General features: G+C 67.8%; 19 protein-coding genes. 10 read left to right on the top strand and 9 right to left on the bottom strand.

Annotation, left to right across the window (positions count from 1 at the left end; translation table 11 throughout):
* Positions 1–5: 5 nt before the first annotated feature.
* Both LDO29_RS06145 and LDO29_RS06140 read right to left on the bottom strand, forming a co-directional pair.
* On the bottom strand, positions 6–359 hold the full coding sequence (locus LDO29_RS06145; RefSeq protein WP_224078890.1) for a LysR family transcriptional regulator: 354 nt from the start codon (positions 357–359) through the stop codon (positions 6–8).
* Positions 360–618: 259 nt separating this feature from the next.
* Positions 619–852, bottom strand: coding sequence for an IclR family transcriptional regulator (locus tag LDO29_RS06140; RefSeq protein ID WP_224078889.1), 234 nt, complete (start codon positions 850–852; stop codon positions 619–621).
* A gap of 510 nt (positions 853–1,362) precedes the next feature.
* Between LDO29_RS06140 and LDO29_RS06135 the strand changes: the two genes are divergently transcribed.
* The 3 genes from LDO29_RS06135 (at position 1,363) to LDO29_RS06125 (ending at position 4,106) form a co-directional block, all read left to right on the top strand.
* Positions 1,363–1,866, top strand: coding sequence for a hypothetical protein (locus tag LDO29_RS06135; protein WP_224078888.1), 504 nt, complete (start codon positions 1,363–1,365; stop codon positions 1,864–1,866).
* A 108-nt stretch (positions 1,867–1,974) separates the two neighbouring features.
* On the top strand, positions 1,975–2,724 hold the full coding sequence (locus tag LDO29_RS06130) for an IclR family transcriptional regulator (protein ID WP_224078887.1): 750 nt from the start codon (positions 1,975–1,977) through the stop codon (positions 2,722–2,724).
* A 152-nt stretch (positions 2,725–2,876) separates the two neighbouring features.
* Positions 2,877–4,106, top strand: a complete 1,230-nt coding sequence (locus LDO29_RS06125; protein ID WP_224078886.1) for a GGDEF domain-containing protein — start codon at positions 2,877–2,879, stop codon at positions 4,104–4,106.
* Positions 4,107–4,112: 6 nt separating this feature from the next.
* Here LDO29_RS06125 and LDO29_RS06120 read toward each other — a convergent pair whose 3' ends face one another.
* From LDO29_RS06120 to LDO29_RS06110, 3 genes are all read right to left on the bottom strand, one after another.
* A complete protein-coding gene (locus LDO29_RS06120) occupies positions 4,113–4,961 on the bottom strand; it encodes a citryl-CoA lyase (RefSeq protein ID WP_224078885.1) in 849 nt (282 codons plus the stop codon).
* The gene (locus LDO29_RS06115; RefSeq protein ID WP_224078884.1) at positions 4,958–6,157 is read right to left on the bottom strand and encodes a CaiB/BaiF CoA transferase family protein; all 1,200 of its coding nucleotides are present in this window, start codon (positions 6,155–6,157) and stop codon (positions 4,958–4,960) included. Before LDO29_RS06115 ends, LDO29_RS06120 begins: the two co-directional genes overlap by 4 nt.
* A 65-nt stretch (positions 6,158–6,222) precedes the next feature.
* Positions 6,223–7,218, bottom strand: coding sequence for a Bug family tripartite tricarboxylate transporter substrate binding protein (locus tag LDO29_RS06110; RefSeq protein WP_224078883.1), 996 nt, complete (start codon positions 7,216–7,218; stop codon positions 6,223–6,225).
* A gap of 199 nt (positions 7,219–7,417) precedes the next feature.
* Between LDO29_RS06110 and LDO29_RS06105 the strand changes: the two genes are divergently transcribed.
* Positions 7,418–8,674 (top strand): Hsp70 family protein, encoded by a 1,257-nt coding sequence (locus LDO29_RS06105; protein ID WP_224078882.1) that lies wholly within the window; start codon positions 7,418–7,420, stop codon positions 8,672–8,674.
* Positions 8,675–8,723: 49 nt separating this feature from the next.
* On the opposite strand, the gene LDO29_RS06100 is transcribed toward LDO29_RS06105, so the two are convergent.
* From LDO29_RS06100 to LDO29_RS06085, 4 genes are all read right to left on the bottom strand, one after another.
* Positions 8,724–9,416 (bottom strand): phosphorylase, encoded by a 693-nt coding sequence (locus tag LDO29_RS06100; protein WP_224078881.1) that lies wholly within the window; start codon positions 9,414–9,416, stop codon positions 8,724–8,726.
* A 23-nt stretch (positions 9,417–9,439) separates the two neighbouring features.
* Positions 9,440–11,446, bottom strand: a complete 2,007-nt coding sequence (gene shc / locus LDO29_RS06095) for a squalene--hopene cyclase (protein ID WP_224078880.1) — start codon at positions 11,444–11,446, stop codon at positions 9,440–9,442.
* Positions 11,447–11,546: 100 nt separating this feature from the next.
* Positions 11,547–12,413, bottom strand: a complete 867-nt coding sequence (gene hpnD / locus LDO29_RS06090) for a presqualene diphosphate synthase HpnD (protein WP_224078879.1) — start codon at positions 12,411–12,413, stop codon at positions 11,547–11,549.
* 253 nt (positions 12,414–12,666) lie between these two features.
* Positions 12,667–12,870 (bottom strand): cold-shock protein, encoded by a 204-nt coding sequence (locus LDO29_RS06085; RefSeq protein WP_011301065.1) that lies wholly within the window; start codon positions 12,868–12,870, stop codon positions 12,667–12,669.
* A gap of 1,043 nt (positions 12,871–13,913) precedes the next feature.
* Here LDO29_RS06085 and LDO29_RS06080 point away from each other — a divergent pair.
* The 6 genes from LDO29_RS06080 (at position 13,914) to pelF (ending at position 25,418) form a co-directional block, all read left to right on the top strand.
* Positions 13,914–16,766 (top strand): bifunctional glycoside hydrolase 114/ polysaccharide deacetylase family protein, encoded by a 2,853-nt coding sequence (locus tag LDO29_RS06080; protein WP_396022633.1) that lies wholly within the window; start codon positions 13,914–13,916, stop codon positions 16,764–16,766.
* The gene (locus LDO29_RS06075) at positions 16,729–20,775 is read left to right on the top strand and encodes a tetratricopeptide repeat protein (RefSeq protein WP_224078878.1); all 4,047 of its coding nucleotides are present in this window, start codon (positions 16,729–16,731) and stop codon (positions 20,773–20,775) included. The genes LDO29_RS06080 and LDO29_RS06075 overlap by 38 nt, the downstream gene beginning before the upstream one ends.
* Before the next feature lie 64 nt (positions 20,776–20,839).
* Positions 20,840–21,394, top strand: a complete 555-nt coding sequence (locus tag LDO29_RS06070; protein ID WP_396022632.1) for a penicillin-binding protein activator LpoB — start codon at positions 20,840–20,842, stop codon at positions 21,392–21,394.
* A gap of 46 nt (positions 21,395–21,440) precedes the next feature.
* Positions 21,441–22,853 carry a PelD GGDEF domain-containing protein gene (locus LDO29_RS06065; protein ID WP_224078876.1) on the top strand — a complete coding sequence of 471 codons (1,413 nt, stop codon included), beginning with the start codon at positions 21,441–21,443 and terminating at the stop codon, positions 22,851–22,853.
* Positions 22,846–23,829, top strand: a complete 984-nt coding sequence (locus LDO29_RS06060; RefSeq protein WP_224078875.1) for a lipopolysaccharide N-acetylglucosaminyl transferase — start codon at positions 22,846–22,848, stop codon at positions 23,827–23,829. The genes LDO29_RS06065 and LDO29_RS06060 overlap by 8 nt, the downstream gene beginning before the upstream one ends.
* Positions 23,826–25,418, top strand: a complete 1,593-nt coding sequence (pelF, locus tag LDO29_RS06055) for a GT4 family glycosyltransferase PelF (protein WP_224078874.1) — start codon at positions 23,826–23,828, stop codon at positions 25,416–25,418. The genes LDO29_RS06060 and pelF overlap by 4 nt, the downstream gene beginning before the upstream one ends.

Raw genomic sequence — 25,418 nt, 5'->3', positions numbered from 1 at the left:
CCGCGCTACATGGTGGCTTGGCGCACCCAGAATGCGACAGGGCCATACGGTGGCAGGAAGGATTCAGGGATGACCGGGTCGTGCGCAAGGCTGTCGAGAATGTCGCGCCACATCGCCAGCACGCGTTGCGCCTTGGGCAGCATGCGGATGGCCGCCGGCGTGGGCAGCCAGTGCGGGCTGCAGACGCGGAACAGTGCGGTGTCCAGTGCGGATTCCAGCCGGCGCAGCTGATAATGCAGCCGCTGTGGCTGGATGCCCAGTTCCGCGGCGGCGCGGCTGGTGTTCCGATGACGCATGAGCGCGACGAACGCACGCAGGGACAACAGGCTGACGCGCCGGTTCTTCTGGAGGTGTGCCATGCATGGAGCCATGCCGGCTTGCCGCCAGCATGCCGCTGGCTGGCGGTTCGCGCGGGGTGGCGCAGGGTAAAGCGCTGATCGTAGCGACCGGTGCGGCCGCCTTGACTCGGAAACTTCCGCAACGATGTCGCGATTCGTCGGAAGTTTCAGATGGCTTGCTTGGGCAGGGCCCATGCCCGCGTGGTGCTTAGTGGGCGGGCCGGGATGGGGAAGGTGGGCAGAACGTGAATCGCAGGGCGCCAGCGCGCCCCACGGGGTCTTAGTGCATCGGCAACTGGCCCAGGGCAGTCAGCGCGAGCACGACTTCGGGCGACAGGCGGCGCTCGCTGCACGGCACGCCGGCGGTTTCCAGCGTGGTCCAGAGGTCGGCATCGCCGGTAACGATCCGCTGCCGGAGGTGGGCCAGATAAGTGTGCTCGGACGGCGTCAGCGGGCGCGGTGCGCTGCTCAAGTCATCCAGGATGTCGCCAAGCGAGAGGTCGGGAACGGTCATACCAATGCGGAGAAATAAAGCTGCGGCGGGGAGTAACGCATGATTCTATCCATGCAATGCAGTAACGGCTTAACCAAAAGCAGGCAAGAATCCCTCTAATTCAGGCATGTGGCGCGTACGCGGCGCGCAAGTGGCGCATGATGCCGGGCTATGTGCCTTAAGGCGCCTTTGCATGCGCGGCGCGGCCGTTCGGGCCGCAAATGTTGTTGCGGAAAAACGCCATCCGCCGAGGCGCGCGCGAACCATCGACGAGAGCCGTCCGGGCCGCGAGCCGCAAAACGCAAGCGGCCGATGGCGTGCGCTCTTGAACATGTGCGCAGCCGGCGGCACCCACGCCGCACGGACTGCGGCCACTCTCCCACGCGCGCCGCCGTCCGCCTGCCGCTGCAGCGATGCCTGCCGGAATAAACCAGCGGCGCGGCGCGTATACGCCTATACAACAGGTATCAGGCGAGGTCGAAAGGCGGGCCGCCCTCTACGGCCCTCATGACTGCACAGGAGGTGATGGCCATGGACAGTGCTGCAGGACGAGCCGCGGCCTGGGTGGTCAGTTTCGCGCTTTGCGCCGGTGCGCCTGCACTGGCCGACGAGGTATGGAGCACGGGACCACCGTGCCAGCAGGTGGCGGGCCAGGTGGTAATCAACGGCCAGTGGCAGCAGGTGACCGGGCTGGCCTGCCTGCAGCCTGACGGCAGCTGGCAACTAGTGGACGGCAGCGGTGGCGAGTACTACCCGACGCCTTACTACTACGAGGACAGCTATCCCTGGTATTGGGCGCCCGTGGCCGTGGGCTACGGCGCGGCGTTCATCTTCGTGGACCGCCATCACCACGTACATCCGATGCACCACGTGTATTTCCGCCATGCCGGCGGCGCTGGCTGGGGCGGACGCGGCTTCAGGGCCATGCCGCCCGGCGGGTTCCGCGGCGGCATGGGTGGTGGAGCGGGTCGCGGGATGGGCAGTGGAATGGGCGGCGCACGCGGTGGTGGCTTCCACGGTGGCGGGCATCGCTGACAGCCTGGCCGGCACGCATTGACAAGGGCCGGCCCGTTCTATACGGTGGCTGCTCGTTCCGTCATGCCGGCGTGCACTGCACGCCGGTTTTCCTTTCCGCGCCAGCCCATGCCCCGCAAAGCCGCCCAGGTCTCCGAAGCCGACAAGCACGCCGCCGAAGGCGGCGCCGTTGCGGTGGACCGCGCGCTATTCGTGCTGTCCGCGTTCCGGCTTGGCGACACCTCGCTCGGACTAGTGGAACTGGCGCAGCGCTCCGGCTTGTACAAGAGCACGCTGCTGCGGCTGCTGGCGTCGCTGGAGCATGCGGCGCTGGTCCAGCGGCTGCCGGACGGGCGCTACGGCCTGGGGCCGGAGGTGGCGCGGCTCAATGCGGTCTATGCCGCGTCGTTCTCGCTGGAAGCCGTGGTCATGCCGGTGCTGCGCGAGCTGGTGCAGGCCACGCGCGAAAGCGCCGCGTTCCATGTCGAGCAGGGCGAGCACCGGCTGTGCCTGTACCGCGTGGATTCGCCGCAGCCGGTGCGCGACCACATCCGTGCCGGCGAACTGCTGCCGCGCGACCGCGGCGCCGGCGGACGCGTGCTGCGGGCCTTTGCCGGCGAGCCCGGCGAACTCTACGAGCGCATCCGCCGCCAGGGCGTGATCGCGCTGGTCGGCGACCGCAGTCCCGATATCGCGGGCGTTTCCGCACCGGTCTTCGGGCCGGACGGCAGCCTGGCCGGCGCGCTGACGCTGACCTGCCCGGCAAGCCGGTTCCGCGAAGACTTCCGTGACGATGTCCTGGGTGCGGCCCGCGCGCTGACCCAGGGGCTGGGCGGCACCTTCCCCGATTTCCCGGAGATGCCGGCCGCGGCCGCCTGACTCCAGTCGCCGGCAGGTGTTGCGGCGAGGCGACCCGGCTTGTCGGGGGTGCCCCGCCAGGGCCGCGGCGGGATATCATTCGCGGTCGCCCCCTTTAGCCGTGCCGCCATGTCGATTGGCGGCACGCCTCATGGCTTTGTCAAGGGATTTCCGTGCACCTGGACCAGCAGACCATTGCGGTCGTCATGATCGTGTTCTTTTCCAGCACGCTGGTCATTGCGGCTGGGCTGGTATTTGCGCTGCGTGCGATCGAGGCAGGGCGGCTCTGGGCGTTCGGCTATGTCGTTGGCTCCGGCGCCGGCCTCGCGCTGGCGGTCAGCGCGGCCGGCGGCGCCCCACACCTGGGCATGGCCGGCGCGGGCGCCTTCGTGGTGGGTTGGCTGCTGATCTATCGCGGCGTGCGCGTGTACTACGGCCTGCGCTCGCATGCCGGTCCGCTGGCGGCGGCCGGCGTGGCCGTGCTGGGGCTGACTGCCACTTCCTCCGGCCTGCCCGACGGGGCGCGGGTGCTGCAGGCAGCCGTTTGCGGCATCCTGGCCCTGATCTCGCTGGCGACGATCGGCACGCTGGTGCGTACCGGGCGCGGGCGGCGCAGCATCGGCGCACCGCTGGTGCTCGTGTCCACCCTGGTGCAGTTGGCGACCCAGCTCGTCGGTGCCAGCCAGGTCGGTGCCGACCATCATGACTTCACGCTGTTCTTTGCCGGCCCGGCGGGCTCCGTCTGGGCGCTGGCGCCGCTGATCGCGGGGCTGCTCGGGCTGTTCGGCTTCACAGTGATGGCGATGGAGCAGATCATCGCCAACAACGAAAGCGGCGCGCGCGTCGATGCGCTGACCGGCCTGCTCAACCGCGGCGCGCTCGACATGTCGGCGCTCGGCCTGGTGGCGCGCTGGCAGCGCGACGGCCAGCCGCTGTCGTGCCTGGTGATCGATATCGACCACTTCAAGCAGGTCAACGACACGTGCGGCCACCACGCCGGCGACGCCGTGCTGCGTGAAGTCGCCCAGGCGCTGGACAATTCGCGCCGTGCCTCCGACGTGGCCGGACGCTACGGCGGCGAGGAGTTCTGCATCCTCTGTCCGCACACCGATGAACACCAGGCCACCGCACTGGCCAACCGCATCCTGCGCAAGGTCCGCGCGATTGCGCTGCCGGGGCAGGAGTGCTTTGCCTCGGTGAGCATCGGCGTGGCGCAGCTGCGCGGCGCGGCCGGCAGCAAGGAACTGCTGTGGCGCACCCTGTTTGCCGATGCCGACCGCGCGCTCTACCGGGCCAAGCAGCAAGGCCGTGACCGCTACGTCGTGGCGTCTTCCACGCTGGACGGGGCGCCGGCGCCGTCGCTGGTCCGCGTGACCAGCCAGATCATGACGCCGGCGGCCTGAGGGGCATCAGGCTCGGGGCCCGGGCACGTCGCGCTGCGGCACACCGTCGTAGGTCCACAGGAACTGGCGCGGGATCGGCCCCTTGTTGCGGCCGCCCTGCTGTGTCTGTTCCCACGCATGCGCAAGGATGCCGACCGAGCGCGACAGGCAGAACAGCCCGCGCGCCAGCGGCGCCGGGAAGCCGAGTTCCGCATAGATGACCGCCGTGGCGCCGTCGATATTCATTGGCACCGGCTTGCTGCGGCCTTCACCGAGCGTGCGCTCCACGGCTCGCGCAATGGCGGCGTAGCGGCCATTCACCACGCCCTTCTCCGCGGCCTGGTCCACGAGCGCCAGCAGGCGCGGCGCGCGCGGATCCACAGGATGGAAGCGATGGCCGAAGCCCGACACGAACTTGCCATGCAGGTCGCGGTAGTGCTGCAGGCCGGCGCTGACCGCCTGGTCCGGTCCGGCGCCCGCATCGATACGCCGCGCGATGTCCTGGTATAGCTCAACCGCCTGCTCGCCGGCGCCGCCGTGCACGTCGCCGAGCACGTTGACCGCCGAGGCCATCGCGTTGTTCAGGCCAACGCCGCACGTGGCCGCCATGCGCGCAATGGCGATGCTGGGCGCCTGCGGTCCGTGATCCACGGCCGCCATCAGCGCCGCATCGAGCAGCTCGCCCTGCCCGGGGCCGGGCAGCTCGCCGCGCAGCATCAGCCAGATCATCTGCGCAAACGATACCTGGCCGATCAGCTGCTCGATCGGGTAGCCGCGGTAGCGGATCTCGCCGGGGCGCATGTCGATGATCCCGGTGCGCCACCAGTCCTGGGACAGTTGCTGGCCGGGGTCCATGGTCTGGCTCATCTCGCTCATACTGCGCGCTCCTGTCTGAGGGTGTCGATTTCAGCCTCGGTATAGCCCAGGCCGGCAAGGATCTGCTGCGTGTGCTCGCCAAGCTGCGGCGGCGGGGTATCTACCGACGGGGCTTCACGGTTCAGCTTGAAGCCGGTGCGCACCAGGCGGATATCGCGGCCCACCCCGGGCACGTCGGTGTACGTGCCGATCATGCCGCGGTCGCGCACCTGCGGCTGCGCCAGCGTCTGCGGCACGCCCAGCACCGGGCCGGCCGGGACGCCGGCCTCGTTGAGCAGGGCCCACCATTCGTCGGCGGCCTTCGTGGCCAGTTCGGCTTCCAGTGCCTGCGTCAGTGCGGCGCGATTTGCCAGGCGGTCCTGGCGCACGGCGAAGCGTTCGTCGGTGATCAGGTCCGGGCGGCCCACCACGCGGCATACGGCCTCGAACTGCTCCTGCTTGTTGGCGGCGATGTTCAGCAGGCCCGCGCCGGTGCGGAAGGTGCCGGACGGGCTGGCGGTGAAGTTTTCATTGCCCATCGGGGTCGGAGCCTTGCCGGCAATGAGGTGGTTCGACACGACCCAGCCCATCGTGGCGAGCGTGGCTTCGAGCATCGACACGTCGATGAAGTAGCTCTCGGTACGCTGATGATCCGCCAGCGACGCCGCAATGGCGAACGCCGCCGTGATGCCGCCAATGGTGTCCGATACCGGGTAGCCGACGCGGTATGGCGCCGTCTGCGCATCGCCGGTGATGCTCATCACGCCGGACATGCCCTGGATGATCTGGTCGTACGCGGGCAGGTCGGACAGCGGCCCGTCCTGGCCGAAACCGGAGATGGCGCAGTAGATCAGGCGGCGGTTGTCCTGCTTCAGCGTGTCGTAGCCCAGGCCCAGGCGGGCCATGACGCCAGGGCGGAAGTTCTCGACCACGACATCGGCACTCTGCACCAGCTTGCGGAACACTTCCTTGCCGCGCGCGTGCTTGAGGTTGAGGGTGATGGACTGCTTGCCCGGGTTCTGCGCGAGGAACGATACGCCCATCAGGCGCTGGTTCAGTTCAGCGTCCGCGCCAAGCTGGCGCGCCAGATCGCCGGTGCCCGGCGTTTCCACCTTGATGACCTCGGCGCCCATGTGCGCAAGCTGGTGGCAGCAGAAGGGGCCGGCCAGCACATTGGTCAGGTCGAGTACGCGCACATGGCGCAACGGCTTTTGCATGATGGGGATTCCTGCGGAATACGGGGCGGGGGGGAGATATGCCGGATGGGCCGCGACAGCGACGATTACTCTACGCGCGCGCCCGATTCCTTCACGATCGCGCCCCAGCGTGCGTTCTCGGCCTTGATGAAGGCCGCCAGGTCCTGGGCGCTGCCACCGCGCGGGTCGCTGCCTTCCTCGCGCAGCTTGCTGACGGTGTCGGGCTGTGCCAGTGCCTTGTTGACTTCGGTATTGAGGCGCTTCACCACTTCCGCCGAGGTGCCTGCCGGCGCCACCAGCGCCTTCCAGTCTTCGGCCTGGAAGCCGGCGTAGCCGGACTCGGCCACCGTCGGCACGGCGGATAGCAGGGGCAGGCGCTTGCCGGACGTGACAGCCAGCGCGCGGATCTTGCCGGCCTTGATCATCGGCATGGCAATCGGCGGCGTGGCGAAATAGAAGTCGGTCTGGCCGCCCAGCAGATCGGTCAGCGCCGGCGACGCGCCCTTGTACGGTACGTGCAGTACCTTGATGCCGGCGCGGCACGCGAACATCTCGCCGGTCAGGTGACCCACGGTGCCGGTACCGGCCGAGGCCATCGACAGCGGCTTCGCCCTGGCTCCCGCTACGAGGTCCGCCACCGTCTTGTACGGCGAATCGGCCCGCACGATCAGCACGACTGGCTGGGCGGACACGAGCACTACTGGCGTGAAGTCCTTCACCGAGTCATAGGGCATCCTGGGGTACAGCGTCGGATTGATCGCCAGGTTGGCGGTCTGCCCCATGCCAAGCGTGTAGCCGTCCGGCCTGGCCTTGGCGACGACGTCCAGGCCAATATTGCCGCCGGCGCCGGCGCGGTTTTCCACCACCACGTTCCAGTGCGTAGCCACACCCACCTTGTTGAATACCAGCCGCGACAGCACGTCGGTGCCGCCCGCCGGCGGGAACGGCACCACCAGGCGCACGGGCTGGCTCGGGTAGGTGTCAGCGCGGACCGGCGCCGCGGCTGCCATGAAGGCGGGGATGGCGAGGCAAAGCAGTGCGTGGACACACGGGTGAAGCTTGCGGCGGTGCGGGAAAGTCATATCGTCTCCTGGTATTTGTAATGTTCTATAAGACAGAACGTTAATCTTATAGAAAGAACGTACGCAGCATAGGAGGGGCCACCAAAGGTGTCAAGGTCCGAACTCGGTTGCCATCTGCCACTACAATGGCGCCCGGCCTGCTCCCGCCCGTTGGCTCGCGCAGGGGAATTGCAGTGGTTGTACGGAAAAATCGGAATTGATGATGTCAAACGCATGCGGCCTGGACTTCGGCACGTCCAACTCCACGGTGGGCTGGACCCGCCCCGGCCATCCGGCCGCGCTCTTGCCGCTGGAAGACGGCAAGCTCACGCTGCCTTCAGTGATCTTCTTCCATGCCGAAGACCCGCTGGTCAGCTATGGCCGCGCGGCGCTGGAGGACTACCTTGCCGGCTACGAAGGCCGGCTGATGCGCTCGCTCAAGAGCCTGCTCGGCACGTCGATGATGGAAGACAGCACCGAAGTGATGGGGCAGGCCATGCCCTTCCGCAAGCTGCTGGCGCACTTCATCAGCGAACTGAAAGGACGCGCGGAGCGCGCCGCGGGCACTACGTTCACGCGCGCGGTGCTGGGCCGTCCGGTGTTCTTCATCGACGAAGACCCGCAGGCTGACCGGGTGGCCGAGCAAACGCTTGCCGACATCGCGCGCGATGCCGGCTTCCGCGACATCGAGTTCCAGTACGAGCCGATCGCGGCCGCGTTCGACTACGAAGCCAGGATCCAGCAGGAAGAGCTCGTGATGGTTGCCGATATCGGCGGCGGCACGTCGGACTTCTCGCTGGTCCGGCTGTCGCCGGAGCGCGCCAGCCGGATCGACCGGCGCGAAGACATCCTGGCCAATGGCGGCGTGCACATCGGCGGCACCGACTTCGACCGCGCATTGAGCCTGGCCCGTGCCATGCCGCTGCTGGGCCTGGGCAGCAAGCTTCGCAACGGCAAGGAAATGCCGTCGGGGCAGTACTTCGACCTGGCGAGCTGGCACACCATCAACCTCGTCTACACGCGCAAGGCGTGGTCGATCGTGATGGACAACTACCGCGACGCGGCCGACACCGCGATGCTCGACCGGCTGATCCGCCTGATCCGCGAGCGTGCGGGCCACTGGCTGGCCATCCAGATGGAAGCAGCCAAGATCGCGCTCTCGGGGACGGACCGGACCGACGTGGACCTGCATCGCATCGAGCCCGAACTGATGCTCTCGATCACGCGTGAAGCGTTCGACCAGTCCATCGGCAAGCTCGTGGCCAAAACCGAAAAGACCGTGCAGGACATGCTGGCTTCGGCGGGCGTGAAGGCGGAGTCGGTCGACACCATCCTGTTCACGGGCGGTTCCAGCAGCGTGCCGCTGTTGCGGCAACGGCTTGGTGAACTGCTGCCGCAGGCGCGGCGGGTGGAAGGGGACCTGTTCGGGGGGATCGGGTCGGGGCTGGCGCTGGATGCGGCGCGGAAATTCGGGTGAGGCACCAGGAACGGAAGCCTTCGTCGGATTCAGCACCGGCGAACACTGGTCAGTCCTGTTGGCACGTAGCCCAGTTGCTGAGTGCAAAGTCCTGACCGACAGCCCGCCGAACCGCCAACAGACTCGCGCGTGCCGCAGCAGCATCGCGCCCGAGTCGCATCAGCGCCGGCAATTGCCACGGCGATTTCAGTAACCCGGCCATGACCGCGCCGACATCGGTGCGCCCGTCGCTTCCCATGCCTGCCAGCGCCAGCGGCGGGACTGCGCGCGTGGCCGGATCGATCACCACGCGGCAGGCCGCGAACGGCAGTCCGTGGCTGCGCGCGATGCGGGCGGCGATGTGAGACTCCATGTCGACGGCCAGTGCGCCGCTGGCGGCGTACAGGGCAGCCTTGTCGGCGAGCGTCGCCACAGCGGTGTCCGAGCCGGCGAGGGCGCCGGATACCGCCTGCGGCAGTGTCTGCATCAGCGTGCGTACCCAGGCCGGATCGGCCGGCGTGGACGCGCCGTTGGACTCGTCACGCACGCTCGTGGCAATGATGACCGCGCCCGGCACAAGCGCGGGATCGAGCCCGCCGGCCACGCCGAAGCTGAGGATGCCGGTGCATGCATCGGCTCGGCGCTCGATGGCCGCGCCCAGTGCCGCGCCGCGCAGGCCGTACACAACTTCGCAGCCCGGCCCCGCGGCGATGCGCGCTTCGAAATCCATGCCGCAGACAACGAGCACGCAGGGCCGGCTCAAGACACTCTCGTCCGGCGTGCCTGTCACAGTCCCCATGCCACCTGGCGCTTGCCGCTGCGCCGCAGGTTGCGGTAGCGCGCCAGCGCCCACAGCGGGAAGTAGCGGGCATAGCCGTGATAGCGCAGGTAGAACACGCGCGGGAAGCCTACTGCGGTGAAGCGCGGTTCGTGCCACAGGCCATCGGCCTGCTGCGTGCGCAGCAGGTAGCCGATACCGCGTGCCACGGCAGGATGCTCCGCCTGGCCGGCCGCCATCAGCCCAAGCAGCGCCCAGGCCGTTTGCGATGCCACGCTGGGCGCGCGTTCGTAGCCGCCGTATTCGAGCTTGTAGCTGTCGCCGTCCTCGCCCCAGCCGCCATCGGCGTTCTGGATGCCGGCCAGCCATTCGGCGGCGTGCCGCACCGGCGGCGCCTCTGGGCCCAGGCCTGCCGCGTTGAGCGCGCACAAGGCGCTCCAGGTGCCGTAGATGTAGTTGGTGCCCCAGCGCCCGAACCAGCTTCCGTCAGGCATCTGTTCGGCCAGCAGGTATTGCAGCGCGCGTGCGGCCGGTTCGCTCCTGTCGGGCGTGGCGCCGGTCTGGCACAGCATGGACAGGCAGCGTGCCGACACGTCGGCCGTGGGCGGGTCGAGCAACGCCCCATGGTCGGCAAACGGGATGTTGTTCAGGTAGAGATGTGTGTTCTCCGGCTCGAACGCGCCCCAGCCGCCGTTGCCGCTCTGCATGCCGACGATCCACTCGATCGCGCGCGCGACTGCTTCCGCGTTCGGGTCGGAGTTCGGGGCAGCGTGTTCCGCAAGCGCGGCGCGGTTCATCGCCGCAGCAACCGCCGCGGTGTCGTCCACGTCGGGGTAGTGTGGATTGGCGTACTGGAATGCCCAGCCGCCCGGCCGCACGCGTGAGCGGCGTACAGTCCAATCGCCGCGCACGTCGAGTACCTGCAGCGGGCGCAGCCAGTCCAGCGCGCGGCTGACCGCGGCGGTGGCGCGCGGCCCGCCGGTTTCCAGCAGCGCATGCGCGGCCAGCGCGGTATCCCAGACCGGCGACAGGCATGGCTGGCAGTAGGCTTCGTCGCCATGCACCACCAGCAGCTTCTCGATCGAGCGCCGCGCCACCGCGCGGTCCGGATCGTCGGGCGGAATACCGAGCACGTCGAACATCATCACCGAGTTCGCCATGGCCGGAAAGATCGCGCCAAGCCCGTCTTCGCCGTTGAGCCGCTCGCGCACGAACGCCTTCGCCGCGTCGATGGCGCGGCGGCGCAGGCCCCGCGGCATGACGGGCTCGGCGGTGCGCAGCAGTGCATCGGCACCACGGAACAGCGAGTACCAGCCGGCATGCTGGTGCGGAGCCTTATGCGGCAGCCGTACTGTTTCGCGGGATCCGGCGAACAACTCGTCGATGCCGACCTTGCGCGGGTTGCGCGCCCGCGGCCGCAGGCTGTTCAGCACCAGCAGCGGCACAATCACCGTGCGGGCCCAGTACGACACCTTGGACAGGTGGAACGGGAACCACTGCGGCAGCAGCATGATTTCCACCGGCATCATCGGCACCGCCTTCCAGGGCATCACGCCGTACAGCGCCAGCAGCGTGCGCGTGAAGACGTTGCTCGCTTCCGCACCGCCCATGGCCAGGATGGCAGCGCGCGCGCGCGCCATGTGCGGGGCCTGCGGATCGTCGCCGGCCATCTTCAGCGCAAAATAGGCCTTCACGCTGGCGCTGATGTCCGAGCGGCCCTCATGGAACAGCGGCCAGCCGCCGTCGGCATTCTGGATGCGCCGGAGGTAGCGCCCGATGCGGGCTTCCAGCGCCAGGTCAGGCGTCTCGCCCAGGTAGTGCACCATGAGCACGTATTCGGCCGGGATGGTGGCGTCGGCTTCCAGCTCGTAGACCCAATGCCCGTCCACATTCTGCTGGGCCAGCAGGGCATCGAGCGCATGGCCGATACCGGCTTCCAGGGCGTCCGGCACGGCCGGCGCGGCGGCCGCAATAGCGACTCGCGGTGCGGCAAGGACGGCCTCGTTCATCGACATGCAAACTCCTTGTTCGGCACGACGCATGCGTGCCTCGAAGATGGTGTTCAGGATGCCGCCGGGCGCCGTATGCCACGCAGCGGATCCCCTCGCAGCATCCTCAGACCATGGTGTGGCGCAGAACGATCCACAGCATCTGCGCGCGCGGCACACGCACGCGTGCGCGCGGTGCGCGCCAGCCCCGCGCACGCAGGCGCGTGAGCAGGCAGTGATAGACCCGGGACATGATCCGCGGCGAGCGCACCACGCGCGACGGGCAGCGCGCCATGACCGCGTCGGCCTGCTCGTAGTGGGCCTGTGCCTCGCGCGCAACGGCCGCGCAGGCCGCGTCGATGCCGGCATGGGCAACGATTTCCAGCGGCGTGGCATGTTCCAGCCCCTCTACGCCGGCAGCGGCCAGTGCGGGCGCCGGCAGGTAGAGACGCCCGATGGCGGCGTCTTCGTCGATATCGCGCAGGATATTGGTGAGCTGCAGCGCTCGCCCGAGGTGATGGGCCAGCGCCAGGCCAGGGGTCTCGTCCATGCCGAATACGCGCACGGCAAGCCGGCCCACCGCGCTCGCGACGCGGTCGCAGTAGAGATCCAGTGTGGCGGCATCGGGCGCACGGATATCGGCGACCACGTCCATGGTCATGCCGTCGATCACGTCCAGGAAGTCCTGCTGGCGCAGATGGAAAGCTTCAATCTGCTGGGCCAGCGACCTCTGTGCGGGAGGCGCCATGCCTGCATAGCACAGGCCGATGTCGCGCCGCCAGGCGTCAAGGCCGGCCAGGCGCTCGGCATGCGGCGCGTCGCAGTCCGCGATGTCGTCGACCGCGCGGCAGAAGGCATAGATCTCGAACATGGCCTGCCGCTGCGCCGCGGGCAGGATGCGCATGGCCGCGTGGAACGAACTGCCCGAGGATACGGCCGGGCTGGCCGAACCAGCGATGGGGGCGTCTGGCGTTGCGATTTGAGTACCGGCCACGTAGCTCCTCGACACGCTTTTTTTGCCGTCGGGTGGCATCGGCGGACCACTGTGCCGTGCCACGCTCACGGTGGATTGGGGGTCGGCCGATTATAGCAATAACCTCGTAACAGGCTCGCCGCGCCGGAGCGCCTCGGCGGCGTGATGTCCTGCCAGGCCGGCATGGGTCGCCAAATGCAGAGAGCCCCGCGTTGGCGGGGCTCTCTGGTGGCAGGCGCGTGCATCGGCACACGCCTGCGGTGTCCAAACCGGATCAGACCGCCTGGATCTTGGTGGCTTGTTCGCCCTTCTGGCCCATCGCCTTGACGTAGCGGACCTTCTGGCCTTCCTTCAACGACTTGAAGCCCGCGCCTTCAATCGCGGAGAAGTGCGCGAACAGATCGTTCCCGCCTGCGTCCGGGGTGATGAAGCCGAAGCCCTTGGCGTCGTTGAACCACTTAACGGTACCGGTTTCCATATCTTTTTCAACCTTGAATTTCAAATGAGCTTAATTGCCCGCTGTACATCGTGCTCAATGCCGGAACCGTGCATGGGTAGGTGAATGCCCAGTTCCACCGCGCATTGTTTATGCCTTCCAAATGTCGGTGGTATGACAAACGAAAAACACCACGGAACGACACATCGAAAGGCGCAGCACATGCGGGAAGCATTCTGACGAATTTTCCCGGCGTGTCAATCGGGCGAAGCGCCAAATCATGATGAGAGGTTCCGACACGAGATATTAGCGTTTTCTACATCGCCGTCGATTCAGTGAATTCCCTGAGATGGGCGCCCGGCGCTTCGCCACGGTATTGACTGAATTTCAGTTTATGCAGGCGCGCCGGCATGCGCAGTTTGCATTCGGGCATAATGACTGCCTTGCAATGCATTGTGTCGCCACGATTTTTACATTTGCTTACGCGCGCCGGACGTACCGCGTTCGGGGGATGCGGCAGCAGATTGAACGGTCTAAAAGAGCAGACTCAACAAAAAACGATATCGCGTGGAAATTGCCAGACGGCAGCCACGACGAGAACACCGCCGCCACGTGCAGGCGGATGTCATTGGCAGAACGGGGAAATACCATGATTCATTCGCAATAGGCGCGTCCGCGCAATCGCAACACGGACGTTGCCATCCAGAAGGGCCGGCCCCGGCTACCGGGTTGTCCTGCCGACCTGCCGCAGCAGATTCCGCATTGTGTCGTCACTGGCCGCGCGCCGGTGGGGCAGGCGTCGCCAATGCCATGATCAAGTATCAGTGTTGGCACAATTGTTGACAGTGCGTTTGCATTTGCTGACATAGCATCTTGTCTTCCTCAGGAACATGAGATTTTTCCGAACTGTGATGTCGGCCCGGCATAATGGCGGCTGAGCCACATCCTGTAATGTGACTATAAAAGCACAAAACACCGTCACGCACGAAGAATTGGGAATCGAGCCAGTGAAGCGAGCAGACGAATCACGTTGGAAGCGCCCGGCCACGCAGATGACCGGGGAGCCAGCGGCGACGGAGGAACCAATGTGGCGGCGCCGCTGGCGTTGCATCGCGTTGTGGTGCCTGACGGTGGTCGGCCTGGCCTGCAGTCCCGCCGGGGCCGCCTTTGCGCAGGCAATGCCCAGCATCGCGTTCCACTATGGCGACAGGCCGCCGGTCGACGCGCTTCAGGCCTTTGATATTGCCGTGGTGGAGCCCGACAGCGGGTTTGACCCCCGGCAGCTGTCCACCCCGGCCACTTCCTGGTTTGCCTACGTCAGCGTTGGCGAAGTCTTGCCGGGGCGTGCCTATTTCAAAGACATCCCCAAGGCGTGGCTCGCTGGCAACAACGATGCGTGGCAGGCCCGCGTGGTCGACCAGTCCGCGCAAGGCTGGCCGGCATTCTATGTCGACAAGGTCATCACGCCGCTGTGGCAGCGCGGTTTTCGTGGGTTTTTCCTGGATACGCTGGATTCCTATCAACTGGTGGCGAAAACCGACGCCGAGCGCGCGCGGCAGGAAGCCGGGATGGTGCGCGTCATCCAGGCCATCAAGGCGCGCTATCCGGATGCCCGGCTGATCTTCAACCGCGGCTTCGAAATCCTCCCCCAGGTTCACCAGCTTGCCGACGCGGTCGCTTTCGAATCGCTGTTCCGAGGCTGGGACCAGGGCAAGGGCCGGTATGTCGAGGTGAACGATGCCGACCGCGCATGGCTGCTTGGCCAGGCCCGCACGATCCGCGAGCAATATCGTTTGCCGGTCATCGCCATCGACTACTGCCCGCCCGCTGACCGTCGGTGCGCGCGTGAGACCGCCCGCCGCATCAAGGCGCTTGGCATGACGCCGTACGTCGCCGATCCGGGCCTGCAGACCGTCGGCATCGGCAGCGTGGAAGTGCTGCCGCGCCGCGTGCTGGTGGTGCAGGAACGGCGTCAGGGCTTGTCGATCGATGATTCCCCGGGCGTACGCTTCGTCTCCATGCCGCTGAACTACCTTGGCTACCGCGTGGAGTTCGCCGAAACCCGCGACCCGCTGCCCGATATCGGTCCCGACCGCTATGCCGGCGTGGTCGTGTACGTGGATGGGAACGTCACGGAGCAGCCCGGCCGTTTTGTCAGCTGGATCGAAAAGCAGATCGCGCAGGGCATGCCGGTGGTGTTCATGAACGATTTCGGCGCCAGCGTAACGGGTTCGTTGGCGCGCACGCTGGGCCTCAAGCCCGTGAAGGGCCGCGTATCCGGGCCCGTGGAGATCCTGGCCAGGGACCCGATGATGGGCTTCGAGATGCCGGTGGCGCCGGACCGTACCCAGGCCGAGGCGATCCAGGTGCCGGAGCGCGCGGGCTACCGTTCGCTGCTGCGCATGCGTTCGGGCACGCTGACCTATGATGCCGCGGCCATCACGCCGTGGGGCGGCTACGTGCTCGGCCCCTACGCGGTGCGCCAGAACAGCAGCAATGACCAGAGTCGCTGGGTGGTGCAGCCGCTCACCTTCCTGCGCGAGGCGCTGCGCCTGCCCGATATGCCGGTGCCGGATGTGACCACCGAAAACGGCCGGCGCCTGCTGACCATTCATATCGACGGCGACGGCTTTGCCTCGCGCGCAGAGATCCCGGGTGGCGGGTTTTCCGGAGAGGTGCTGTTCCGCGAGATCTTCGACCGCTACCGCCTGCCGATGACGATGTCGGTGATCCAGGGCGAACTGGCCAGCGACGGCATGTACCCGAAACTGACCGCGCAGCTGGAACCCATTGCACGCAAGATCTTCGCGCAACCGTATGTCGAGGTGGCCAGCCATACGTTCTCGCACCCCTTCGAGTGGGGCCGCACCGTGCCGGGCGAGCCCGCCAGCGAAGGCCGCAACGTGGAAGGCGACGAGGAGTTCCACCTGGCCATCCCCGGCTACACGATGGACCTGAACCGCGAGATCGGCGGGTCGATCGACTACATCAACCGCAGGCTGGCGCCGCCCGGCAAGCCGGTCAGCCTGCTGCTGTGGTCGGGCGATTGCCAGCCGCCGGCGCAGGCGCTCAAACTGACGGCACAGGCCGGCGTGCTCAACATGAACGGCGGCGACACGCTGATCACGCGCAGCAACCCGAGCTGGACGGCGATTGCCCCGCTGGGCATCAACAAGCCGGATGGCACCTTCCAGGTATTCGCGCCGAACCAGAACGAGAACGTCTACACCAACCTGTGGCATGGTCCGTTCTATGGCTTCGAGCGCGTCATCGAGACCTTCGAGCTTACCGACCGTCCGCTGCGCTTCAAGCCGGTCAACATCTACTACCACAGCTATTCGGGCACCAAGGCGGCATCGCTGAAGGCGCTGCGCAAGGTCTATGACTACGTGCTGACGCAGCCGCTGCTGCCGCTGCATGCCACTGACTACGTGCGCAAGGTGCTCGACTGGCAGGACATGGCGGTTGCACGTGAATTGCCGGCCGGCGATGGCGGCCAGGGAGGCGCGTGGATCGTGCGCGGTGACGGCAACCTGCGCAACCTGCGCTGGACCGGTAACGGCGTACCCGACGTGGCCAGTGCGCGCGGCGTGACCGGTACGTCGCCGGCGCCGGGCGGTGGCGTGTACCTATACCTGGACGGCGGCAACGCGCGTTTTGCCATCGGTGCCGCACCGGCTGCCGAACCGGCCGTGCAGCTTGCCGAAGCCAATGGCATCGTGCGCGACTGGCAGCGCCGCGACGGTGTCACGACCTTTGCCTTCAGCGGTTACTACAAGCCATTCTTCCGCCTCGCAGGCGCGGGCCAGTGCCGCGTCAGCGTGGACGGCAAGCCCGTCCAGGGCGTGCGCGAGCGCAATACGCTGCGTGTGGATACCGCTCCGATAACCGATCCGATCCATGTCAGGCAACGAGTCGAAGTCCACTGCGCCGGTTGAGCGCGAGCGGCTGCTGCCGCCAGCGCTGGTGCTGACCTTCACCGCGATGGTGGGGATCGGCCTGGCGCTGATGTTTCCGCGCGAAACGCTGCGCGAGCGCCTGCTGGGCCAGGGCCGCGCGGTCGACGGCCTGACGGTTGCCTACCTGGAGGCCTGGTGGCGCGTGGTGCCGGACGACACCGGCTTCATGAGCGTGCTGGCCGAGCAGTACGCGCGCAGCGGCCGCCTGGAAGATGCCGAGGCGATGCTGGCGCGCATGCAGGCGGTGCAGGGCGTGGACTTGTCCGGCCAGATCCTGCGCACGCAGATCGACATTGCCCAGCAGCGCGCCTATGCCGAGCCGCCCGAGTCGGCACAGCGCGAGCAATACCTGTCGCGCATGCGCGAGCTCATGGGCCAGGCGGTCACGCGGGACTGGCCGCTGGCGGACCTGCAGCAACTGGCGACGCAGGCGCGCCAGATCAACGCCGCGGACGCGGCCGCGCATTTCTACCGCAAGCTGGCCCAGGCCGACCGCGGCCATGCGGAATTCTGGAACCGCCAGCTGGCGGAGATTGCGCTCGCGGGCGGCGACTACCGCGCATCCGCGCGCGCGCTGTTCGAGCAGCAGGCACGCGCCACGTCGCTGGCAGACCAGCGCAGCCTGTTTCTCAAGGCGCTGCAGACGCTGCAGGCAGGCAACCTGCTGGACGAGGCACTGGCCGAAGCCGAGCGCCGCGGCGGCAAGCTGCTCGATGATCCCGAGACGCTGCGCTACCTGACGAAGCTGGCGCTGGCAGCCAATCGTCCCGACCTGGCCAGCCGCTATGTCGAGCGCCTGATGCGCCTGACCTCGCGCTTGCCGAACGCGCAGGCACTGGCTGCTCGCCAGGCCGCGGGCCACCCGTGGGCTGCGCGCGGCGTAGTCTTCCTGGATGGCCCGCGCGGCCTGGCACTGCGCCAGGCGCTGGCCGACGCGGGCGAGCTCGGTGTGCGCAAGGTGGCGGCCACGGCGCCGGCCGCCGGGGGGGCCAGCCAGGCGGAAGCAGCCCGGCCATTCAATGCCGAGGACCATGACCTGGCTTACCGGGTGTTCCTGGCTGCCGGCAAGCTGAACGAGGCGCAGCGCGTGGCCGAAACCGCGGTCCGCCGGATGCCGGACAGCGCCTTGTGGCGCGAGCGGCTGGCCCAGGTGGCCGAGTGGAACCAGCATCCGGAGGTCGCGCTGCAAAGCTGGCTGGCCTATGCGCGCGCAAGCGGCGACCAGCGCGCCTGGGACAACGTGATGCGGCTCGCCCCGGGCCTGTCGGACGACCGTGCCTACCTGGCGGCATTGCAGCACCGCGCGCGCAGCGGCGACCTTGAGACCGTGGACGAAGTCGTGGCCGCCTATGAACGTCTGGGTGAGCCCGAGGCGGCCATGGCTTTCCTGGCCGGGCTGAGCCACGGGCCGAACGCCAGGCAAATCATGGAGCGCCATGCGCAACTGGCCGAGCGCGCGGGCAGAGACGAGCGCGCCTTCCAGCTCTACACCGAACTGCAGCAGCGCTTCGGGCCGCGTCCGGCCTATGCGCTCAAGCTTGCCAACCTGCTGTACGTGCGCGGCAGGCTGGAACAGGCACTGGACGCCATGCTGCCCGCAAGGGCAAAGGCCGGTCCGGCTGACATCCTGTACTGGCGCACCTTTACCGAGCTGGCGCGGCTGAACCAGCGCGACGACCTGCTCGGCGAAGGCTACCGGCAACTGATGGTCGCCGTGGCGCAGAGCCGGGACGACCATTGCATGCAGATGCCGCCGGGCGCCGGCCGCAATGACTGCCTTGACGAGCAGCGCGATACCGAGGAGTCGGACTTCTCGAACCTGATCGCCTTCTACGACAAGGCGCCGATCGATGCCGGCCGCATTGCCGAGGCCAGCTGGCGCAAGACGGGCAAGCGCGATGCGCTGGAGCTGGCGCTCTACTACTACACGCGTGCCCATGCCTATGCGCGCATCCAGGCCCTGCTGCAGGGGCTGAGCGAGGAACAGCGGCAGGACGCGGAGCATTCCTCGCGCTTCCTGATGCACCGCGCGGAGTACTGGCGCCTGACCGGGCAACGGGAGCGCGCGCTGGCCGACCTGCGTCGCGCCGCAGGCCTGCCTGATGCCAACAGCGAGACGTTGGCGGCGCTGCTGTGGGCACTGATCGACCAGGGCACGGACACGGAGGTGCGGGCCCTCATGCGGCGCCTGCAGGACGAAGCCGAAGACAGTCCCGAGCTGTGGGGCGCGTATGCGGCGGGCCACATGCGCTTCCAGGACGGGCGTTCCGCGCTGCACTACCTGCGCAAGATGGCGCAGGGCAAGAGCGCCGACCCGCTCTGGCTGGGCCTGAACGCGGATGCCTTCGAGGCCATCGGGCAGACCGATACCGCCTGGCGTATCCGGCGGCAGGCCTGGATCGACCTGCACCATGACTGGTCCGAGCATGGCGTGCGGGGTGGCCTGGCACGTGAAGACCTCTTCGACGGCGACGACGGGCAGGAGAGCGAGCCCGATCTCCCGTCGCGTGGTGACCTGCGCCGCGAAGTGGTGGCGCTGGGCCGCATCTTCGCTTCGGCCGATGTTTCGCGCGCCATGGTCATGCAGATGCTGAGGGCCGATCGTGCCGCCGTGGCCGCGCGTGAACTGGCGCAGCCGGCCAACGGTGCGGCCTCGCAGCTTGGCGATGTAGCTGGCCTGCCGCCGTTGAACCCCGCCAAGGCTGCCACGGCTGCCAGGCGCGAGGCCGTGCTGTCTGCTGCCGCCCGCGAAACGGCGCTGGCCTGGGCGCTGTCTGGGGAGTCCAATGACCTCGCCCGTGCCTGGCTGGCCCGGCACTATGCGCGCCAGCTGCTGCGTCCGGCGTATGCCGACATCGCCATCGCGCTCGACCAGCAGGACCTGGATGCAGTGGACCGTATTCTCGAGCGGCAGGCCGGGCGTATTCCGGTGGCGAACAAGATCGAGGCCGATCTGCAGCTTGACCGCCTGGGTGCCGCGCAGACCCGCGCGTTCGAGACGCAGGACGTGGTCCGCACCGACGATACGCTGCAGGAGACGCTGCGCGAGAGCCTGCTCTTCAACACCCAGGCGATCGAGCCGCGCGCTGCCTTTTCGCACCAGAAGCCGCTGGAATACTACGATTACAGCCTTGCCGGCGGCATACGCCTGTGGAATGGCTATGACCTCAACCTGCGCGGCCAGTGGCGCGACCAGCGCAGCACCGATTCCGCGCAGCTGGTCAACGTGCCGTCGTCGGACCGGCGCGCCGACCTGTCGCTGGGCTACCGTGACACGAACAAGCGCTGGCGCGCAACGGCGGGCTACCGCGAGGGGCTGGACACCATGGCGACCGGCCGTTTCTTTGGCGAATGGAACCAGCAGGGCCGCCTGTCGTTCAGCACACTGGCGGGCCTGAACCAGCCGGCCGACGAATCGGCCGCGCTGCGCGTGGGCGGCGCCAAGGACGTGCTCGGCGTTGGCGTCACCTATCGCCTGGGGTTGCGAGAGTTCGTCGGTGCACGCGTCGAGTACAGCAGCTTCCGCGGGCAGGACCGCAGCGCGCTGGGGCATGGCATGGTGTATGACGTGGAGGCGGGCTACCGCATCCGCACGGCGTACCCGGACTACACGGTGCGGGTGGTCGGCACGCACGCCAGCTACAGCACCAATGGCGGCAGCCTGACGCCGCGCATGGCGTCGCTGGTGCCGGTGGACGAAGACGCCACGCCGGGCTTCTACATGCCGCAGGGATTTACGCAGGCTGGCGTGCTGTTCGGCTTCGGCACCGAGCTGATCGACGAATACACGCACAAGTGGCGGCCGTTCGGCGAGGTCGGGCTGCTGCACGACACGCGCGCGCGGCAGAACTTCCGCGTGCAGGGCGGCGTGGCCGGGTCGGTGTTTGGCAACGACCACCTGTCGCTGTACGTATCGCACGAAACCGCGGCGCGCAACGGTGGCGTACCGCTGACCGAAGTGGGGCTGCGCTACCGCTGGCTGTATTGAGGCGGCGCGGCACGCGGTCAGGCAATCACAGGCTCAGGGAAACAGGTTCAGAAGAGAAAAGGGGATGAACATGAACAAGCAGAACAGGCGCATGACCAGGTGGATGGCATGGTGCGGTGCACTGGGCGCCGCGTTGTGGCTGGCCGGCTGCGCGGTGACGGATGTCGGCAGGGCACCGCAAATTGCGCGCGGCGAGACGATGGCCGTGCTGCCGATCGCCAACTACACCGAAACGCCGCAGGCCGGGCTGCGTGCCGAGGCGATCGCGGAAAGCCTGCTCAAGACCGGCGGGGTGACCAACCTGAAGCGCTATCCTGCCAGCCTGAACCCGGAAACGCTGTTCGAACCGGCCGAGCGCGAGGCGGTCGCCAAGGCGCTGGAATGGGCACGGGGCGAGAAGGTCAGGTATGCGCTGACCGGCGCCGTGCAGGAATGGCGCTACAAGGTCGGCGTCGATGGCGAGCCGGCTGTCGGCATTTCGCTGCAGCTGATCGACGTGGCCAGCGGCGACGTAGTGTGGTCGGCCACCGGCAGCGACAGCGGCTGGAGCCGCGCGTCGCTGTCGGGGACTGCGCAGAAGCTGTTGCGCCGCCTGCTGGCGCCGCTGACGCAGGGCTGAATGCACGGGTCACACGGGCGCAACACGGAACGCGAGGGAGACAGGCGTGGCCAAGACGGCTGAACAAGCGAGGCAAGGGCAGGGTATTGGCCTGGGCGGCACATATGCGCGCTTGCTGGCGCCCGCGGTGAACGGACGGGCAGCGGCGGTGGAACTGGTGGTGTCCATGGCCCTGGCGATGGCGCTGGCCTGGCTGGTGTTCCCGCAGAACCCGCTGCTGCTCGGCCTGGGCTTCCCCTGGGCCTGGCTGCTGCCGATGGTGCTGGCCCTGCGCTATGGCACGCTGATCGGCGTGGGCAGCGTGCTGATGCTGCTTGGCGGCTGGTTCGTCTTTCACGGCATGGGCGCGCAGGACGGCGCCTTCCCGCGGATGTTCTTCCTTGGCGGCCTGCTGCTGGTGCTGCTGGCCGGGCAGTTCGGCGATGTCTGGGGCACGCGCCTGGCCCGGGCACGCGCCGTCAACCGCTACCTGGACGAACGCCTGTCGGCGCTGACCAAGAACCACTACCTGCTGCGCATCTCGCATGCGCGCCTGGAGAACGACCTGCTGGCGCGGCCGACGACGCTGCGCGACACGCTCTCGCAGCTGCGCGGCGTGACCCAGCAGGAGGCGGTGCAAGGCGAAGGCGGGCTGGCCGGCGCACGGTCCATGCTGCAGGTGGTGGCACAGGCCTGCCAGCTCGAAGCCGCGGCGCTGTACCCGTGCGACGGCGACGGCGTGGTGCCGGAAGCGGTGGCGCGCATCGGCGCGGAGTTCGCCCTCGATGCCGGCGACACGCTGGTGCGGCACTGCCTGGAAACCCGCCAGCTGGCGCACCTGCGCTCCGACGGGTTGCAGCATGATGCGCAGACCCGCTACGTGGCGGTGGCGCCGGTGCTGGCCGGTGCGGACAAGCTGATCGGTGTCCTGGTGGTGGAACGCATGCCGTTCCTGGCGCTGACCTACGAAAACCTGCAGATGTTGATGGTGCTGCTTGGCTACTACGCGGATGGCGTTGACCATGCGCGGGCGACGCAGGCCATCCAGTCGGCGCTGCCGGGTTGCCCATACCCGTTCGCGCTGGACTATGCCCGCCTGTCCCGGTTGCGCCGCGATACCGGTATCGAAAGCTCGGTCGTCGCGCTGGTGTTCGACCTGGACGAGGCCCGCGACGCACTGTACGAACAGGTCATACGCAGCCGCCGCGCGCTGGACGTGGCCTGGCCCGTTGCCAATCCGAGCCATCGCGCGCTGCTCACGCTGATGCCGCTGTCGGACGCGCAGGCCGTGTCGGCCTATCTGGTGCGGATCGAAGACATGCTGCGCGCGCAGTTCGGCACCGACTTCGAGGCGTCGAAGGTCGGCGTCTACACGCTGCCGGTGCCGGCCGCCGGCTCCGAAGATGCACTGGTGCGGCTGCTGCAGCGTAGCCAGGTCGATGGCGGCACGCCGCTGCAATCGGAAGCAAGCCATGGTTAAGCTCACTGTCGCCAGCGTTGCCGCCCAGCTTGCCGCCCTGGCACTGCTGGTGCGCGGTGATAGCACGGCGGTGCTCCTGGCTTTCCTGGGCATGCAGGCCATGGCCGCTGCCCTGACCGGGCTGGTGCTGTGGCGGCTTTTGCCACGGCGGTTCCGCGTGCCGTTCGTGTGGAGCTACGCCTACCTTTCGCTGTTCTGCTTCTTCGTGCCTCTGGGCGGCATGCTGGTGTGCCTGGGCAGCTATGTATTCTCGCGGCTCCTGCCGTCCCGCGCCGGCCTCAATGGCATCGGTTCGGTCGGCCTGCCTGAATTCGTTACCCACCTGGTGTCGCGCGTAACACATGGCGGCGGTGCGCGCCTGCGCGCGCAGTTGGGCAATGCACGGGCTCCGTTGCCGGAGCGGCTGACCGCGCTGGTGGCGATGCAGTCCATGCCGGCACGCACGGCCAGCCCGGTGCTGCGCGAACTGCTCGCCGACAGCGCCGACGATGTCCGCCTGCTGGCCTACGGCATGCTCGACGGCGCAGAAAAACAGCTGACCCAGCAGATCCTGGCCGAGCTGCCCCGGCTGGAAGCCGCGCAGACGCCAGCGGCCCGCGCCGAAGTGAACAAGCGCCTCGCCGACCTGTACTGGGAACTGATCTACCAGAACCTGGTGCAGGGCGACGTGTACCACTACACCGCCAGCCAGGTGGAGCGCCACGCTAGTGCAGCCCTGGAGGTTGACGACACCAATGCCTCGCTGTGGTACATGCGCGGGCGGCTGGCCCTGGTGCGCAACGAACCCGCGCAAGCCCGCGAGTGGCTGGTGCGGGCACAGGCGCTGGGCTTCGCGCGTGAGCGCGTATTGCCCCTGCTGGCCGAAGCGGCCTATCTCGAACGGGACTACGCCGCAGTCCGCAGCCTGATGGCGGAGTTCGACAGTCCATCGCCGCTACCGTTGATGCGGCCCCTGTTGCGTTACTGGCAATCATGAGCGAGATTCTGCGAAAGGGCGATCACGCCGACGTCATGCTGCTGCTGGAGGGCACGTTCCCCTACGTGAGCGGGGGCGTGTCGAGCTGGGTCAACCAGATGATCCGCGCCTTCCCGGAACTGCGCTTCGGCATCGTCTTCATCGGCAGCCGGCGCGAGGACTATGGCGACATGGCCTACGCGCTGCCGGACAACGTGGTGCACCTGGAAACACACTATCTCTATGATTTCCCGCCGCCGCCGATGGTGCACGGCACGCGGGGGGACGCCGACGCCTTCGCGGCGTCGGACCGCCTGCACGACATGCTGCGCGAACCCGGCCAGGAGGCCCGGGCCGGCGAACTGATCCGCGAGCTGATGCCTGCGCTGCGCGAGGGCGGGGCGCTCGGCGAAGACGCGTTCCTGTACAGCCAGCGCGCGTGGCAGACCATCACCGACCAGTACCGCCGCTTCTGCACCGATCCGTCGTTCACCGACTACTTCTGGACCGTGCGCATCATGCACAAGCCGCTGTGGCAGCTGGTGCGCATTGCCGACAACCTGATCCCGGCGCGCGTCTACCACACTGTCTCCACGGGCTATGCCGGTTTCCTGGGTGCGATGCTGCGCTACCGCAACCAGCGGCCGCTGCTGGTGTCCGAGCACGGCATCTACACCAAGGAACGCAAGATCGACTTGTTCCAGAGCCAGTGGATCCGCGACAACCGGAACATCTTCGAGCGGGATATCTCCCAGATCAGCTATTTCCGCGAGCTGTGGGTGCGCTTTTTCGAAACGCTGGGGCGCGTCTGCTATGACGCGGGCGACGATATCGTGGCGCTCTACGAAGGCAACCGCGTGCGCCAGGTGATCGACGGCGCGCCGGCCGAGCGCACGCGCAGCATCCCCAACGGCATCAACCTGCCGCGGCTGGCCGCGCTGCGCGACAGGCGCGCACCCGGCGTGCCGCCGGTGCTGTGCCTGATCGGCCGGGTGGTGCCGATCAAGGACATCAAGACCTTTATCCGCGCCATGCTGACGGTGGTGCGGCACTATCCCGACGCCGAAGGCTGGATTGCCGGCCCCGAGGACGAAGACCCGGAATACGCGCGCGAGTGCCGCAGCCTGGCCCAGAGCCTGGGCCTGGGCGACAAGCTCAAGTTCCTGGGCTTCCAGCGCATAGACGACTTGCTGCCGAAGGTAGGCGTGCTGGTGCTGAGCTCCATCAGCGAAGCGCTGCCGCTGGTAGTGCTGGAAGGCTATGCCGCAGGTGTGCCCTGCGTGACCACGGATGTCGGGTCGTGCAGCGAGCTGGTGTTCGGACTGCCCGGCGAGGACGCGGCGCTCGGCGCCTCCGGCGACGTGGTGCGCATCGCGGACCCGGCCGCGCTGGCCAGCGCCGCGTTGGGCCTGCTTCAGGATCCGCAGCGCTGGCACGCAGCGCAGGCCGCAGGCATCGCGCGTGTCGAGCGCTACTACACGCAGGACCGCATGGTGGGCAGCTACCGCGACCTGTATCAAAGGCTGATGGCGCAGCCAGACGGCCCGGGCCACGCTGGCCAGCCGCGTAGCGGCAACCCGGCCCGTTGCCCGGTGCACGGAGGAGGCTGA

The organism is Cupriavidus laharis, from assembly GCF_914271435.1.
Lineage (GTDB): Bacteria > Pseudomonadota > Gammaproteobacteria > Burkholderiales > Burkholderiaceae > Cupriavidus > Cupriavidus laharis.
Note: the sequence above shows the minus strand (reverse complement) of the source record. Positions and strands in the feature narration are given on the sequence as shown.